This is a genomic window from Flectobacillus longus (assembly GCF_030056705.1).
Taxonomy (GTDB): domain Bacteria; phylum Bacteroidota; class Bacteroidia; order Cytophagales; family Spirosomataceae; genus Flectobacillus; species Flectobacillus longus.
The window spans coordinates 62,879-80,727 of record NZ_JASHIC010000021.1 but is presented as its reverse complement, the minus strand read 5'-3'; the positions used below and the strand labels follow the sequence as shown (position 1 = coordinate 80,727).

The window sequence follows — 17,849 nt, the reverse complement described above, 5'->3', positions numbered from 1 at the left end:
TGTGCTGATCAGACTTTCTAGTAAAATTTAAACAAGTATAAATTTTACACAATTTCTAAAGTTACAGGCATGTTACCTCTTGTTGCATTTGAATACGGGCATACCTCATGAGCTTTTTCAACCAATGCTTGTGCAACTTCTTTTTCTACGCCTGGAATATGTACTTTTAATGTTGTTGATAGTCCAAAACCTCCTGCATCGTTTTTACCAATAGCAACCTCTGCTGTTACAGAAGTTGTACCCGTAGTTACTTTTTGCATACGAATCACAAGATTCAAAGCGCTATCAAAACACGCTGAATAGCCAGCAGCAAAAAGTTGTTCAGGGTTGGTAAATGCACCTCCTGTTCCTCCTAATTCCTTGGGCATTCTTACCTCTAAATCCAATACTCCGTCTGAAGATTTTACTTGTCCATTGCGACCACCTGTCGCTGTTGCCGATGCCTGATATAATGCTTGCATGATTGTATAATTTTATTGCTTTATTAGAAAAATATACCACTAATAAGAGCAAATATTAGTTTATTGAATTATGATTGAAATTGTATTTTTCTGTTATTTTAAAGCTGAGGTTGTCTCCATTAGCTTATCTAATTGGGCTTTCAAATTGATAAACTCTTCCATCGAAAGTGCCAAGCATGAGGCTAATTTGAAGGGAATATCTTTTGCCTTGTTTTCTAGTGTAATTCCTTTCTCTGTCAGGCTTACAAATACGACTCTTTCATCTGCTTTGTCACGTTGGCGGATTACTAATCCATCTTGTTCCATACGTTTTAATAGCGGAGTCAATGTCCCACTATCGAGTAATAGCTTTTTACCTAAATCCCTCACAGATAAACTTTTGGATTCCCACAAAACCAACAAGACTAGATATTGTGGGTAGGTCAAGTCGAGTGGTTCAAGCAATGGTCTATACAGGGCAGTTATTTGCCTTGAAATAGCGTAAAACGGAAAGCAAAGCTGGTTTTCTAACTTGAGTTGATTCATTTACTTGTTTTTTTGTTTAAAATTAAATTGTTTACAATTTAATTGCAAGCTATTTTATTAAAATTTTCTGAAAATGCTAAAACAAAGCCATGAAGCCCTATTTTTGTTTTTTTAGGAAATCAATAATTAAAGTAAATATGAAATTTTTGGCAAAATATGGAATAGATGGATTTATTCTCTCTTTGATTGGAGCTATTGTCTTAGCTTATCTATATCCACAATTAGGAGCAGTTACCTTAGATAAAGCATTGGGTTTTGCAACGACTTACGGGGTTAGCATGACCTTTTTTTTATATGGTTTGAAATTAGATACCAAACAGTTATTGGTCGGAATCAGTAACTGGAAATTACATACCTTAATCCAAACGAGTACATTTATATTTTTTCCTGTGCTAGCACTTTTAGTCAAACCTTGGTTCGATTCTATAGGACAACCTGTTTTATGGTTAGCTATTTTTTACTTAGGAGCATTGCCTTCTACGGTTTCTTCTTCGGTTGTAATGGTTTCATTATCAGGAGGAAATGTAGTGTCTGCTATTTTCAATGCTACACTTTCGAGCTTGTTAGGAATTGTATTAACACCATTATGGATGTCACTGTTTATGGGGCAAGTCAACAGTAATTTCGATTTGACAGATGTACTAATTAAGTTGGTTCTACAAGTAATAGTACCTGTAATTATCGGAATGAGTTTAAATAAATTTGGAGGTGCTTGGGCACAAAAAAACAAAGTTGCCTTAAAGATGGTCGATCAAACAGTAATCATTTTGATTGTATACCAATCTTTTTGTGATTCGTTTGACCACCATATATTTGCAACCTTACCCATAAGTAATATCATTTGGTTGTCTGTAGGTATGATTGTACTATTTCAAGTAGTGTATCAATTGATAAAATGGTGTGCGCATCAACTTGGGTTTAACGAAGCTGACACTTCAACGGCCATATTCTGTGGATCCAAAAAATCATTAGTGCATGGTACTGTTATGAGTAAAGTGTTGTTTGGAGCAGGTGCTGAGGTTGGTATTTATTTATTGCCCATTATGATTTATCATGCTGGACAACTTATTGGTGCAAGTTATCTAGCCCGAAAGCGTGGCGAAAAAATGGCTCAACAAGCCAATCATTAATTAGTGGTTAGGCATATAGCCCACAAAGCTGTAATAGACTGTGAAACATGCTGTTGTATTGTCAAATCTTCGGATAATGATTCTAGGGCACGATAGACTAAGGCTCTCGCTGACTTTACTTTAGTCATAGCCATAATCTGGGCAATTTCTTCATAACTTAGCCCTTCAAAAAAGTATAAAGCAATAGCTTCTCGTTGTTTTTCGGGAAGCTTTGCACATGCTTCTTTTATGATCTGACTGGTATCTGCTGAAAATATCTGATTAAATAAGTCATTTCCATCAGAAATATTAAGTTCAAAACCGCCTTCTAAGCCTATAAAAGCAAACTGTTTTTGTTGCTTTTCCTGAACTCTCATCAGTTTACGTTTCAAACTCGCATATAAGTAAAACTTAATCGAAGTTGTATCTCCTAGACGCCCTCTTGATTGAATCATTTCGCAAAATAAATCCTGAATTGCATCCTTTACTTGGTCTGCTTCAGCACAAAACTGTCTGCCATAGTTATATAACTTTGGGGCATATTGATAGTAGATAAAACTTAGGGCTTCATCGCTTCCATCTTTAAATGCTTTCCAAATTTGCTCTTCGGAGAGATTTTTCATGGCTATTCAATTAAAATATATGGCTTGTTAATTCAATTTGGTGACCTATATGTGTCATTATTACACAATTGAGGCTAAATAAAAAGGGAATTGTTCATTCCTTAGGTCAAATGTAGGATATTTTTTGATTTACTACTCAATAAAATGCAAAAAAAAATTTATAAAGTTATTAAATAGCTAGTATTTGATAATTTTTATTGATAATGTAAATCTTTCATTATCAGAATGTTAAATGGTATAATTTTATTTTTTCTAAAAAAAGTAAAATTTTTTCTTCAATCACTATGGTCATTCCTTGAGTTTTTGTCTTTCTGTATTTGAAAGAACTAAACTATGGAATCGAATCAACCCAATATAGAGCAATTTCTGAGTAACTCTTCATTTGTAAAATGGGTAAAAGAGCCAGATAATGTTTCAAACGAGTTTTGGAACAATTGGCTTTTGAATAATCCTGACAAAAAAGAGACGTTTGAGCTTGCCAAAAATATTATTCAAAACCTTGCCTATAAGCATCAGTATCATTTAGACAAACAGGAGTTAGATGCGATGTTTGAAAGTATCAAATCGACTGTTGCTCAAAATTCTGACGCAGAAAAGCAACACGCTATTTCAATTTTCACGAATAATCTTAAAAGATTTTGGTGGGTGGCAGCTTCCGTGGTTATTGGAATTACCTATTCATTACAAACAGAATTTGCTAAAGAGCGTTTGATGACTTCTGTTTTGACCATGGGAAATAAGCAATTTTATGGTGCTAATCCAGGCGAAAGAATAAAAGTGATTCTTCCTGATGGCTCAATTGTAACGCTTCAAGGAGGAAGTTCTATTTCGTATAATTCTGATTTTCAAGATACAATTAGAAAAGTTGAACTGAATGGACAAGCATTTTTTGATGTTGTGAAAAATCCACAAAAACCGTTTGTGGTAGAATCAAAACATTTGAGAACTAGAGTTTTGGGGACAAGTTTTTCTGTAAATGATTCTGAAAAAGATGCCATTGGAAAGGTGGCTGTAAGAACAGGAAAAGTAAGTATGAGTGTTGTCGAAAATCATCAATCAGAAATACTTACCCCTAGCAAAATGGGCGTTTGGCATGAAACTCAAAAGCAGATAGAGGTCAGTACGTTTGACCCAAAATCTGAGCTCGCTTGGAAGGATAATATATTGTACTTTTCTAAGGAAGACATGCCAAGCGTTTTATCAAAAATCGAAACTTGGTATGGTGTTAAAATTATAGTTGATCCAGCCCTAAAATTGAAAGGGAGATACAGTGGTGAGTTTTATGACGAATCTCTCGAAAATGTTTTGACAGGTATAGGATTTACTTCAGGATTTGATTTTGAAATCAAGGGAAAAGAAGTAAAAATCGTATCAAATAGATAAGCTATTTCCAAAAGCAATATCACCAACCATATTCATATTTTTCGCTAACATATCTAAACATTAATTATGAATTCTTTGCTTCAAAACTCCAGCTAACCAAACAAAAAAAGCCGACTATGCGTCGGCTCCTTGATTGAGTTCTGAGCTATCTAAAAAGATTGGCGTCTGTGCGATAGAGCAGAACTAGGAATTTTAATTATTTCAATCATCAAAATCCCAATCAAATATATGAAAATCCTTCGACCCAAGTCGCTTCTCCAGTTAAAAAAACGATTTACGACTATGTTAATGCTCCTCATGAGTATTTTACAAATTAATATTCTAGGCATTTTTGGTGCACAAGCCAAAAATATCGAGGATACTCGTCTGAACATGAAAGTAGAAAAAGCTACGATTGTTCAGGTATTCAAAGAAATCGAAAAGCAAACGCAATTTCATTTTTCATACAATGATGCTTATCTCAACGAGCAGGTGAAAGTTACTTTGAATGTGCAGAATAAGAGGCTTTCGGAAGTTCTTAATTTCTTGACCAAAGAGGTAAACCTTCAATTCAAGCAAGTACGTGGTAATATCCATGTTTTGAATACAGCCAATACCGACCGAAATTTTAACCCAAACGTACAGTCAAACGCCATTCTCGAAGATATTACACTGTCTGGCGCAGTATTGCACGTGTCTGGTCGAGTAACGAGCCGTGAAGATAATCAGCCTGTGGCTGGTGCTACTATTCGAATTAAAGGAACAAATAAAGGAACGGTAGCAGATGCACAAGGAAACTACAAAATTGAGGTAGACGATGCCAATGCTGTCATTGAAATATCATCTGTAGGGTTCTTAAAACAAGAAATCCGTGTGGGTGGTCGCAGTACTATCAATGTTGAGTTAACGGCCGACATCGCCAAACTCGATGAGGTAGTAGTGGTTGGTTATGGTACGCAAAAAGTCAAAGATTTGACGGGTTCTGTAGGTATCGTTAAAATGGAAGATGCCAAAAAAACAGCGACTTATGATGTAGCCAAAATGCTCCAAGGTCAAGTGGCTGGGGTTACAGTGCATGGTTCTGGTGAGCCTGGAGGATTTGTGAGTATTAAAATTCGTGGTATTAGTTCTTTCAACAACAATAGTCCGTTGTTTGTCATTGATGGTGTTCCTGTAGATGCACCCTTTGATTTTTCACCAGATGATATAGAAAGTGTTCAGGTTTTGAAAGATGCCTCTGCTGGTGCTATTTACGGAGCTCGTGCAGCCACTGGCGTTGTGATTATTACAACGAAAAAAGGAAAAGCAGGACCGTTGAAAGTTGATTATTCAGGATATGCTGGTGTGCAAGAAATTGCTAGACGAATTCCTGTAACCAATCGTGTTGGCTATCAGAATATTACAAGTGCAGCAGAGTTGAATGCTGGCTTGTTGGTAGCGCCTGCCAATGATCCGAAAAGCCCGTCTTATATCAGTAAAGTAGATACTGATTGGCAAAAAGAAGGTTTTAAAACTGGTAAAATTACCGACCATAACCTCAACTTTTCGGGTGGTACTGAGGTTCTAAGAGGAAGTGTTTCTGTAGGTTATTTTGATCAAAGTAGTACCTATACTGGTCCTCAAAACTATACTCGTTATAGCTTGAATGGTAACTTGACTGGTAAAAAAGGTATTTTCTCTTTTGGAGCAAAGTTTGCTTACACGCAGTCACACAAGGTAAACAATGCCAATACAAGAGAACATGCTGTTTTTGGAGGAAGTGTAACCAGTTTATTGACTGCCATTCCGACTATGCCTGTTTATGATTCAAATCGTTTAGGCGGTTATGGTGGTAGCGACAACAATACACAACGAGCTATTACTTTGAACGTAGTAGGGATGAATGCTTTATTGAAAAGTACAGGAGATCGTAACCGTATTTTAGGAAATTTCTGGGGCGAATTGGAATTAGCTAAAAATCTAAAATACAGATTAAGTGTAAGTTACGATAGAACAGACTGGAAAGATTTCTTCTTTGAACCAAAATATGATTTAGGTTTTTACTATCTAACGCCATTAGCATTTTTATCTCAAACACGTGGTGGTGCAAATACCTTCTTGATTGAAAATACTGCTACGTATGTCAAAGAAATTGGTCGTCATAAAGTTGATGTTTTAGCAGGTATTACGCATCAAAAAGATGAGTGGGCGTCCATGACTGGAACGGCTCTAGGACTTACTGAGCCTTATTTCTTGACACTAAGTTCTGGATTAGAGGCATCTGGTGGTCGTGGTATTAGCGAATATCAGTGGAATGCTGCTCTTCAATCGTATTTGGGTCGTGTGAACTACAATTATGGAGATAGATACTTGTTGACATTCAACTTCCGTCGTGATGGCTCTTCAAGATTTAGTCCATCTAATCGCTTTGGTAACTTTATGTCACTAGCTGCTGCTTGGAATGTACACAATGATATTCAGTTACCAGAATTTATCAATAGCATGAAAGTGAGAGGTGGTTTTGGCGAATTAGGTAATCAATCTATTGGTCAATATCTTTATGATACCTATATCAATACCAATGCTAATTATGTGTTCAACAATACTTTAGCTCCAGGTGCAACTCGTACGCAAGTGGTTGACCCATCAATTAAATGGGAATCTAAAAGAACAACCAACGTGGCGGTTGATTTTGGTTTCTTGAATGATAAAATCTCGTTCACTGCCGAATACTTTGACAACCGTGCTTATGATATGTTGGTGGGTATTCCTATTCCTGCCTCGGTGGGTTCTACCAATGCGAGCGTTACAACAAATATTGCTTCGGTGAGCAACTCTGGGGTGGAATTAACAGCAACTTATCGTAAAAAAACGGGTGATTTTAAGTATGAAATTTCTGCCAATGCACATACACTCAACAATAAAGTATTAGCCTTGGGTGGAAACAACGAGCCGATTTATGGTGCAGCCAGTAAAACAGAAGTTGGACATTCTGTAGGAGAGATTTATGGATATGTGACCGAAGGTATTTTCCAAAATACTGATGATGTGAAAAATCACGCTACACAATTGAACGCCGCTCCTGGAGATATTAAGTTTAAAGACCTCAATGGTGACGGCAAAATCACAGCCGAAGGCGACCGTACTTATTTGGGTTCTTCTATTCCAAACTTCTATTATGGTTTGAACTTTGGCGCATCATACAAAAACTTTGACTTATCATTCTTTATGCAGGGTCAGGCAGGTAATAAGGTTTACAATGGTGTATATCGTGATTTGATGGCTGAGCAATATGGTAATCACCACGTAGACGCCCTCAACTATTGGACTCCAACTAATACCAATACCAATGTGCCTCGCCCAGTGATTGGTGATCCAAATGCTAATACTCGTGATTCTGACAGATTTGTAGAAAGTGGCTCGTATTTGCGTATGCAAAATGCGCAAATTGGATACAATGTTCCCCAAAGTGTATTAAACAAAATTAAAGGTGTAAGTAAAATCAGAATTTACGCATCGGGTCAGAATATTTTCTTGATTTCAAAGTATCGAGGTTATGACCCTGACTTTGCAAGTGATGGTTTGTTGAGTAGAGGATTAGACTATGGCTCCTATCCAAACCCTCGTACTATTATGCTTGGTTTGCAAGTAGGTTTCTAATTTGATGTAAACAGTCGAAAAGTGCCATTTTTAGGGCGCTATCTGTCTATGAGTTACTTTACAAAATCGTTTAATTTTAGATTTTCCATGAATAAAAAATATATAATAGCGTTCGTTGCCGCAATGATGTTGGCTACGGGCTGTGAAAAAGACTTGGAGCAAACAAACCCCAATCAGCAAACTTCGGCTACTTTTTGGCAGTCACAAGATGATGCGATTAAGGGAGTGAATGCTGCCTACCAAACGTTGATTATCGATGGGGGCTACATGCGTAGTACTCCTGTGTTGCTCGATACTCGTGGCGATGATATTAAGAGTAATAGCCCTTGGGATCAAATGTACAATTCAGGAAAGTTTGCCTTAAATACAGGGAATGATGCGATTTATGGCTGGGCTTTTGGTGCGTATTATGAAGGTGTTTCTAAAGCTAATCAGGTATTGGACTTTGTACCAAAAATCGCCATGGATCAAGCGGTAAAAGACCGTGTTTTGGGACAGGCTTATTTCTTGCGAGGACTTTATTTTTATCATTTAGTCAATTTGTTTGGCAATGTAATGTTACCAACTACTTCGGTAAAAAGCACAGCAGATTTTTATGTCAAGCAATCTACCGCAGAGGAAGGTTGGGCACAGGTAATTTCTGACTTGAAAAAAGCATCAGAATTACTTCCTGTAAGTTATGATAATGTAACAGGACCAGATAAAAGTCAAACTGGACGTGCTACTAAAGGTGCAGCATTGGGGTATTTAGGAAAAGCATACTTATTTACAAAAAAATACGCCGAAGCTGCTACGCAGTTCAAAGCCGTGATAGATTTAGGGGTATATGATTTGATGCCAAACTATCGTGATAATTTTACAGAAGTTGCCGAAAACAATAAAGAATCATTGTTTGAGGTACAATTTTCTCGTGATGCTGGCGGTAAAGATATGAACTGGGGTGGCGAGCCTGCTCCAGGATGGGGAGCGGTTTCGGGTCGTGCTATTACTTATGGGCCACGTGGTTTTGGCTGGACAGACGTGCAACCCACTCGCTCGGTATTCAATGAATTTTTGGTAGAAAAAACGACTGCGGGGAAAGATGACCCTCGTTTGGAGGCAACGATTTTTTACAATAAACCTGGTGGTATGAAATTGTATGGAAAAGACTTTGCTACTTTTTATACAAATCCCAACGACTTAAATGATTTGTTCTGTCGTAAATATGAAAATGACGAGACCAAAGCAGATGAATTTGATTGGCGTTCGGGTATCAATGAGCGTTTGTTGCGCTATTCGGATATTTTGTTGATGTATGCAGAATGTTTAAATGAAACTGGACAAACGGCTCAGGCTTATCAATATATCCAAAAAGTACGCTCACGAGTAGGATTGCCTAATTTGGCTACGACCAAACCTAATATGACGGCCGCTCAAATGCGTGAGCAGTTGGCACACGAAAGACTATTGGAGTTTTGCTTAGAAGGTCACCGTTTTGATGACATTCGTCGTTGGGGATGGCTACAGGATGCTACCAAATTGGCAGAGCTGAAGCTTCGTGACCCTGAGTTTAATACTTATCAAGCAGGTAGAGAGTTTTATCCAATTCCGCAACGAGAGGTAAATACCAACCCTGGTGTTAAGCAAAATGCTGGTTATTAGATTTTTATAAATTACTTGAACCCATTGAATATAAAAATAAAGGCTATCAAGCTGTAGGTAAATGGCGAAATATTTATGAAGAAAAATACCTTTTGCATTTGTCTATGGCTTGCCTTTTCAGTACAAATATTTCCTCTAAACCTAAAAATACTTGATGTTTACCTACCATTATTTAACATGGTATCTCAATTTGTCGTCTTATGCTTTTCTCAACAAAACAATATTTATACATTACTTTTCTCCTATTAATCTTGGGAATTAGTGCTTGTTCAAAAAGTGCAGTTGATCCCACGCCAACTCCACCCCCCAATCCTACGCCAACTGCCTCAGCTTTTGATATTAATTCTATCAAAGACTCTTATGCAGATGTGGCTGCGGCAAGTAATTATTTGCGTTGGGGGCCATACAATGTTCATGACCCATCAATTATTAAGGATGGAGATACCTATTATTGCTACAATACCGATGTAGCTTATGGAACAGATATTCGCCCGGGGATTCAGATTCGACAGTCAAAAGATTTGATAGAATGGAAGTTTTATGGTTGGGTATTTGATGGTTTGCCAACGTTAGGTGCAAATTTTATCAAGCAAAAAGGGATTCAGCCGTTTAATTCTTTGTGGGCACCTTATGTAATGAAAGTAGGAAATGAATTTCGATTGTACTACTCACTTTCTTCTGGCGACCCTCGTTTAAGTGTGATTGGTTTGGCTACTGCTAGTTCACCTTTGGGTCCTTGGAAAGAGCAAGGCTTGGTGGTTACTTCTCAAAATGATAATACACGTCAAACCAATGCGATTGACCCAACTGTGGTAGTTACACCAACAGGCGAACACTATTTTTATTATGGTTCGGCTTGGGATGGAATTTATATGCTGAAACTTAATCCTGCCACTGGTTTACCATTGGTAGCAGGTGACAAAGGTAAAAGAATTGCGAATCGTGGTTTTACCAATGGACAGTATAACGGTAATATCGAAGGTCCAGAGATTATTTATAATAAAGATCTTAAAAAATACTTTCTATTTATTTCTTATGACTGGTTATCAACCAAGTACAATGTAAGGGTAGGGCGTTCTGACTCGCCAGAAGGCCCTTTTTATGACTATGAAGGACGTAACCTCAATGAAGATATTGACCATGGTCCGATGATATTGGCTCCTTATCAATTTGCAGGTCATGCAGGATGGCAAGGTGTGGCACATTGTGGCGTTTTTGAAAATAATGGGCAGTATTATATGGCGCATCAGGGTCGTCCGGGACAAGATATTAATTTTATGATTTTGCATGTACGTAAAATCTTTTGGACAAAAGATGGTTGGCCTGTAGTTTCTCCTGAGCGATATGCAGGAGAATTTACCACTGCTATTACTAAAGAAAATTTAGTGGGCGATTGGGAGCAAGTTATCTTAGGATATAGAGTTGTGCCTGGCTATGATAAGGAACAAAATTCTCCTGATTTTCAAGTAGCTACCACTATTTCATTAGATGCCAATGGCGGTATCAACGGAAGTACAACCAATTCATGGTCATATTCAGCGCCTTGGCTTACGATGAAATGGAGTAATGGCTTTACCGACGAAGTATTGGTAGAGAGAGGCCGTGATTGGGAAAATAAGAAGGAAACAATCCTTTTTTCAGGTTTGAATAATAAAGGAACAGCCATTTGGGGAAAGAAGAAATAGCTTTCCAAAAAACTGCATACCACTAAAATAACTTACCAAATGCTTATGAGACATTCTTTTTTGACATTTTCAAAAAGATATATCTTTCTGTTTTTCATCTTTTTGGGTGGAGTTACTTCATGTCAAAAGAAGTCTAAAAGCCCTTTGCATTTTGTGTCCATTTCGAGTAGTCAGTCGCATATCGATTTCAGTAATACTTTGACGGAATCTGATTCTGTGAATTTTTATACCAATGAATATATGTACATTGGCTCAGGCGTAGGTGTTGGTGACTTTGATAATGATGGCTTACAAGATGTGATTTTTGTGGGTAGTCAAGTACGTCCTCGCTTGTATTTGAATAAAGGAAAAATGCAATTTGAAGACATTACCATAAAGGCTAATATTCCTGAATTATTGTGGTGTACAGGCGTGAGCATCGTAGACATTAATCAAGACGGATGGCAGGATATTTACATTTGCGTTTCACATCATAAAAATCCTCAAAATCGAAAAAATATTTTATTAATTAATCAGAAAAACCTGACATTTAAGGAAGAAGCTCAAGTCTATGGGTTAGCGGATGAAGGCTTTTCGACACAAGCTTGTTTTTTAGATTATGATAAAGATGGCGATTTGGATGTATATGTATTGAATCACCAATTGTTTAATCCTCAACCAAATAAACTGGTTCCGCCAGATTCATCTGGAACATCGCCTGCCGCTGACCACCTTTATCAAAATCTTGGTTTTGATAAGAAATTGGGGCACCCTATTTTTCAGAATGTCTCGATTCAAGCTGGAATTTTGGAAGATGGATATGGCTTAGGCATAACTGTCGCCGATTTTAACCAAGATACCTATCCCGATGTTTATGTTGCCAATGATTATCTCAGCAATGATAAACTATGGTTGAACCAACAAAATGGAACCTTCAAAAATGTTATAGCACAAGCCACTCAGCATCAGAGCTATAACAGCATGGGGGTAGATGTAGCTGACCTAAATAATGACCTTTTGCCAGATATTACAGTACTGGATATGCTCCCGCCAACCAACGAGCGTAAAAAAATGATGGCATTGGGTTTTAGTCCTGAGAAATATGATTTGCAGAGAAAACTGGGGTATCAACCTGAGTTTTCTCGAAATATGCTACAGCTTCATCGGGGCAATCAACGTGTGGATCAACAGCAGATTCCTGTTTTTAGTGAAATAGGTAATCTGGCTGGCGTAGCAGAAACCGATTGGAGTTGGAGTGTGCTTTGTGCTGATTTTGATAATGATGGCTGGAAAGACCTACATATTACCAACGGATTAGCCAAGGATTTGACAAACAATGATTTTCTAAATTTTACTAGAGAAGCCCAACAAAGTAGTTATCAGTTTGGTGGGGGCAGTAATAGTTTAAATGCTTTTGATACAAAAAGTATTCATGATTTACGGAAAAAACTGGATGAATTTGGGGCAATTAAGTTGAATAACTTTTTCTTTAGAAATACTCAAAACCTTCAATTTGAAGATATTACTCAAGATGTTGGACTCGAAAATCCTTCTATTTCGCATGGAGCTGCTTATGCTGATTTTGACAATGATGGCGATTTAGATTTAGTCATTAATAACACTAATCAAAAGGCATTTCTTTACCAGAATACCCTGAATAATGATACTGATAACGTTCACTTTTTAACGATTACCTTAAAAGGGAATGAAGGAAATTTGGATGGTTTTGGTACAAAAGTTGAAATTTATACGAAAGGTAAAGTACAAATGCTCGAACAACAACCCGTTCGTGGATATGCTTCTTCTGTCGAAAATCGTTTACATGTTGGTTTAGGTAAAAGTGAGTTAATCGATTCATTAATAGTGACTTGGTCGAACCAAAAAGTACAAAGGCTCTTTCGAGTAAAAGCAAATACAAGCTTGCTTTTAAAACAAAATGAAGCTATAGATTTAGCAAGTATTTATACAAAATCCTTTGAGGATAAAGGTATTGAACTTGATTTTGTTCATCAAGAAATTCCATTTTTTGACTATTATAATCGCCGTTTGCAACCACAAAAATATTCGCAATTAGGTCCATGCCTTGCTAAAGGCGATGTCAATGGTGATGGGCTTGAGGATTTTTTTGTAGGAGGAGCTTCTCGTCAGAATGGATGTTTTTTTATTCAGGAAAAAACGGGTGGTTTTAAGGCTCAAATATTAGTTCAAACCTCAAAATTGCAAGAAGATTTGGCTTCGGTTTTGGTAGACACCGACAACGATGGCGATTTGGATTTGCTTCTGGCAGGTGGAAGTACCGAGTATCCAAGAGGCTATCAAAGTTCGGTACAATTATTTTTAAATGATGGGAAAGGCAATTTTCAGCAGAATTTAATGGCAATCCCTGCACAGCTTCAAACTTTTTGTACTACCTTAGCAGTTGCAGACGTCGACCATGATGGTGACCAAGATATTTTTGTAGGTAGTCGTCTCGATGCCGAACATTTTCCTCAACTTCCTCAGAGTTATTTATTGATTAACCAAAATGGTTTTTTTAAAGAACAAACAGCTCAATTAGCACCTGACCTTCTGTATGCTGGAATGATTACAGGGGCAGTTTGGACAGATTATAATCACGATAATCAGATTGATTTAGTAATCGTAGGAGAATGGACTTCCGTTCAATTTTTCAAAAATCAACATGGAAAATTAAGCTTAGATATTGAAGCTAGCGAATTGACTCAAAGAAAAGGAATGTGGCGAAGTATTATTGCCAAAGACTTAGATGCCGATGGTGATCAAGATTTGGTGTTGGGAAATTGGGGAATGAATCAAAAATATCATATTTCAGAAACAAGACCGTATCATCTTTTTGCCAAAGATATTGACAATAATGGTACAAATGAGTTGCTTCCAGCCTACTTTTTGAAAAACAAAACAGGAAGTTTTGAATTGTATCCCGATTTAGACCGCAATCAATTTGCGGAACAAACGCCCACGATAAAAAAGAAATTTTTATTGCACCGCGATTTTGCTGAAATAAATATGATTGATTTATTGGAACATATTGGAAAAGAGTCACTTATTGATTTGAGCTGTGACTATGGTCAAAGTGTTTGGCTCGAAAATCAAGCAGGAAAGTTTGTCACGCATGAGTTACCCATTGAGGCTCAACTAGCGCCAATTAACGCTATCGAAGCTGCTGATGTCAATGCCGATGGAATACTAGATTTGATTCTGGGAGGCAATGAATTTCAAACCGAAATAACCACAGGAAGAATTGACGCCAGTTACGGGTTAATTTTATTAGGAACAAAACAAAAGCGCTTTGTACCTCAACCTATTGGTTATCAGGGTTTATTTTTGAGAGGTGATGCTAAAGCAATACAACTAATTCATGGTCTTCGGAAGTCTTATTTGGTGGTAGCAGAAAATAATCAAAGACTAAAATATTACCCTTTAAGTGATAATAAAGATTAAATTAATAATATGTCTGTAATTCTCTTTGATTTGTCTTTTTGATTGTGAGTCTAATCTAATAACTGATACACTATTAGCCAATAACTTTTTTACTAAAAACAATATACATACGAAACATTAACTTATCCCATTTATCTATTTATATGAACCGTATAATAAAGACCGTTAGTCTATTTGTGGCTACCACTTTGTTGGCGCAAGCACAAACACCTAATCCGATTAAGGTGAACGTTGCGCAACCAGTTTCAGAAATACAACCTACTATGTGGGGAATATTTTTTGAAGATATTAACCTCGGTGCCGATGGCGGTATTTATGCCGAATTGGTTAAAAACCGTTCTTTCGAATTCCAAAAGCCACTGATGGGTTGGAAAATAGAAAGAAAAACTTTTCACGAAGGAGAAGTATTGATTCAAAATCGTGCTGATAAAAACACTGCCAACCCTCGCTTTGTGAGTGTTAAGGTCGAAAATGCACAAAAAGGAGACCTTGGATTGACTAATGAGGGTTTCCGTGGAATGGGTATCAAAAATGGATTAAGATATGATTTTTCCGTGATGTACCGTCAGTCAGGAAGTCCTGTTAAAGTTCATGCTGAGTTACTTGATGCCAAAGGGCAAGTAATTGGAGAAGGTACGCTTACTCCATCTCAAACGGATGGGCAATGGCATAGACAAGCTGTGAGTTTCAATGCCAAAGCTACTGAGGCAAAAGGTAAACTTCGTTTGTGGTTTGAAGGAAATGGTCAAATCGACCTTGATATGATTTCGCTTTTTCCAGAAGATACTTGGAAAGGACGCCCTGGAGGGATGCGTGCCGATATGATTCAGAAATTAGCTGATCTTAAGCCTGGCTTTATTCGTTTTCCTGGAGGTTGTATTGTTGAAGGCTTTGATTTGAACAACCGCTACCAATGGAAAAAAACAATTGGCCCAATCGAAGAACGCCAATTGATCATGAACCGTTGGAATATCGAGTTTGCGCATCGTCCAGCACCAGATTATTTCCAAACGTTTGGTTTAGGATTTTTCGAATATTTACAATTGGCAGAAGATATTGGTTCTGAGGCACTTCCTATCCTAAACTGCGGTATGGCTTGCCAATTCAATTCGGCAGAAGTTGTACCTATGGATCAACTTGAACCGTATGTACAAGATGCCTTGGATTTGATTGAGTTTGCCAATGGTGATATCAATACTACTTGGGGAAAAGTGCGTGCGCAAATGGGGCACCCCGCACCTTTTAATCTGAAAATGATGGGGGTTGGTAATGAAAACTGGGGACCACAATACATCGAGCGTTTGAAAGTATTTACGAAAGCTATCAAAGCAAAATATCCTAATTTCAAATTGATAAATAGCTCTGGTACAGACCCTAACGGCGACCGTTTTGACTATTTGAATAAAGAATTGCGTGCTATGAATGCTGATTTTATTGATGAGCATTATTACCGTGCACCAGAGTGGTTCTTGAAAAATGCAGGGCGTTATGATAGCTACGATCGCAATGGTTCAAAAGTTTTTGCAGGAGAATATGCCTCTCATACCAACAATGGCGCTTCTGCTAGCAATCGTAACACTTGGAGAGCTGCGCTTTCTGAAGCTGCATTTATGACTGGTTTGGAACGTAATGCTGCTGTGGTTCAAATGGCTTCTTATGCTCCTTTGTTTGCGCACGTTGATGGTTGGCAGTGGAATCCTGATTTGATTTGGGTTGATAACTTGCAATCATTTGGTACACCAAGTTATTATGTTCAACAATTATATTCATTGAATCGAGGAACTCATGTGCTTTCGATGACACAAAATAATCAACCATTGATAGGACAAGATAGCTTGTATGCATCAGCTAGTTGGGATAAGGCAAGCAATGAGATTATCTTGAAAATTGCGAACAATAATAGTCAAGCTCAAGTGCGTGAAATCCAATTGGATGGCGTAAAAAAACTGGATCCAAATGCTAAGTTGATTGTGATGCAAAGTGATCCCAATTCCGTAAATACTTTTGAAGAAGCCTTAAAAGTTAGTCCTTCTGAAAAGAAAATTGTGGTAAATGCAAAGACTAAAAAAGTAAGTCTCGAACTCGCGCCATATTCATTCTATGTGGTGAGGATAAAAACGCTTTAATAAATCTTTTAAAATCTGGTTTAGTTTGAGGGGAAAATTGCTACGATTTTCCCCTTATTTTTATCAATTCCTCCAAAAATGAAGCCTATTTACACATATCTGCTTGCATGGCTATTGTTATGCAATACCTCTTTTTTGTTTGCTCAGTCTGAGCACTCTTATGTGCATGACCCAAGTACAATTATTAAAAATGGAGATATTTATTGGTATTTTTCGACAGGTTGGGGTATTACCCCTGCTTTTTCTAAAGACCTAAAAACTTGGAATACGAATACGCCTCCTATATTCAAAAAAGGAGAACATCCTGCTTGGATTGATAGCACTGTAAAAGGCTTCAAGGGGCATTTTTGGGCACCTGATGTGATTTTTATGAACGGAAAATATCATGTGTATTATTCATGTTCAACTTTTGGCTCCCCAACCTCTGCTATTGGATTGGTGACGTCATCAAGCCTCAATCCTGATAGTCCCAACTACGGATGGACAGACCAAGGTATGGTCGTAAAGTCACAAGAGAAAAAGGATTTTAATGCCATTGATCCAAGCATTTTGAAAGATGGTGATGGGCGGGTATATATGGCCTATGGATCCTTCCACGCTGGTATTGCAGGGGTTGAGTTGGATACTTTAACAGGTAAGAGCAAAGTGGGAGCTTCAATTGTCAAATTAGCTGGTGGTCGCGAATCCGATTGGGAAGCGTCCTGTTTGATTCGTGAAGGAAAGTACTATTATCTTTTCGTAAATAATGGACTATGTTGCAAGGGTTTGAATAGTACCTATTATATCGTGGTGGGTCGTTCGGAAAACCCATTAGGACCTTTCTTAGATCAATCTGGTCGTAAGCTTACCGAAGGTGGCGGTACAGTTTTGCTTCGCAGTCAAGATACGAGGTTGGGACCTGGACATGTGGGATTATTACGTGATGGAAAAAAACTTATTACTTCCATACATTTCTACGATGCTTTAGAAGAAGGAAAGTCAAAGTTTGCTTTGATAAATATGAAATTCAAAAATGGTTGGCCAGTGCTTTCTTGGGAGTAATAGAGATAGCCCATTTTTTCAAAACTGAATACTCCTATCCTTTTCTGTAGATGTTTAAGTACTCAAATCATTTGTTTACAGGGGCTTATGGGGTATAATTTTTATAATCTTCTAAATTTTTCTCATTATTTTTTGTATTAATCAAATATTTGATTTAAAATTGTGTCATAATAACACGTTTTGAATAATCATAGCGATT

Annotated in this window: 11 protein-coding genes; 8 read left to right on the top strand and 3 right to left on the bottom strand. The window is 37.4% G+C overall.

Annotated features, from left to right (window positions below):
- Nucleotides 1–44: 44 nt before the first annotated feature.
- Complete coding sequence (locus QM491_RS16170) at nucleotides 45–461, bottom strand: organic hydroperoxide resistance protein (RefSeq protein WP_166551205.1); 417 nt, start codon at nucleotides 459–461, stop codon at nucleotides 45–47.
- 93 nt (nucleotides 462–554) lie between these two features.
- Entirely contained in the window at nucleotides 555–986 is a 432-nt protein-coding gene (locus QM491_RS16165; RefSeq protein ID WP_283328558.1) for a MarR family winged helix-turn-helix transcriptional regulator, read from the bottom strand.
- A 137-nt stretch (nucleotides 987–1,123) separates the two neighbouring features.
- Between QM491_RS16165 and QM491_RS16160 the strand changes: the two genes are divergently transcribed.
- Nucleotides 1,124–2,116, top strand: a complete 993-nt coding sequence (locus tag QM491_RS16160; protein WP_283328556.1) for a bile acid:sodium symporter family protein — start codon at nucleotides 1,124–1,126, stop codon at nucleotides 2,114–2,116.
- On the opposite strand, the gene QM491_RS16155 is transcribed toward QM491_RS16160, so the two are convergent.
- On the bottom strand, nucleotides 2,113–2,718 hold the full coding sequence (locus QM491_RS16155) for an RNA polymerase sigma factor (protein ID WP_283328555.1): 606 nt from the start codon (nucleotides 2,716–2,718) through the stop codon (nucleotides 2,113–2,115). The two genes, QM491_RS16160 and QM491_RS16155, sit on opposite strands and share 4 nt — an antisense overlap.
- 333 nt (nucleotides 2,719–3,051) lie before the next feature.
- Here QM491_RS16155 and QM491_RS16150 point away from each other — a divergent pair, with 333 nt between their 5' ends.
- The 7 genes from QM491_RS16150 (at nucleotide 3,052) to QM491_RS16120 (ending at nucleotide 17,650) form a co-directional block, all read left to right on the top strand.
- Complete coding sequence (locus tag QM491_RS16150) at nucleotides 3,052–4,101, top strand: FecR family protein (RefSeq protein ID WP_283328554.1); 1,050 nt, start codon at nucleotides 3,052–3,054, stop codon at nucleotides 4,099–4,101.
- 282 nt (nucleotides 4,102–4,383) lie between these two features.
- Nucleotides 4,384–7,719 carry a SusC/RagA family TonB-linked outer membrane protein gene (locus QM491_RS16145; RefSeq protein ID WP_283328552.1) on the top strand — a complete coding sequence of 1,112 codons (3,336 nt, stop codon included), beginning with the start codon at nucleotides 4,384–4,386 and terminating at the stop codon, nucleotides 7,717–7,719.
- Nucleotides 7,720–7,806: 87 nt separating this feature from the next.
- Nucleotides 7,807–9,360 carry a RagB/SusD family nutrient uptake outer membrane protein gene (locus QM491_RS16140; RefSeq protein WP_283328551.1) on the top strand — a complete coding sequence of 518 codons (1,554 nt, stop codon included), beginning with the start codon at nucleotides 7,807–7,809 and terminating at the stop codon, nucleotides 9,358–9,360.
- Nucleotides 9,361–9,560: 200 nt separating this feature from the next.
- Nucleotides 9,561–11,045, top strand: a complete 1,485-nt coding sequence (locus QM491_RS16135) for an arabinan endo-1,5-alpha-L-arabinosidase (RefSeq protein ID WP_283328549.1) — start codon at nucleotides 9,561–9,563, stop codon at nucleotides 11,043–11,045.
- Between the two features lie 45 nt (nucleotides 11,046–11,090).
- Complete coding sequence (locus QM491_RS16130) at nucleotides 11,091–14,483, top strand: VCBS repeat-containing protein (protein WP_283328548.1); 3,393 nt, start codon at nucleotides 11,091–11,093, stop codon at nucleotides 14,481–14,483.
- Between the two features lie 143 nt (nucleotides 14,484–14,626).
- Nucleotides 14,627–16,609, top strand: a complete 1,983-nt coding sequence (locus tag QM491_RS16125; protein ID WP_283328546.1) for an alpha-L-arabinofuranosidase family protein — start codon at nucleotides 14,627–14,629, stop codon at nucleotides 16,607–16,609.
- Nucleotides 16,610–16,687: 78 nt separating this feature from the next.
- Nucleotides 16,688–17,650: an arabinan endo-1,5-alpha-L-arabinosidase gene (locus QM491_RS16120; protein ID WP_283328544.1), complete on the top strand. Its 963-nt coding sequence runs from the start codon at nucleotides 16,688–16,690 to the stop codon at nucleotides 17,648–17,650.
- Nucleotides 17,651–17,849: the final 199 nt, after the last annotated feature.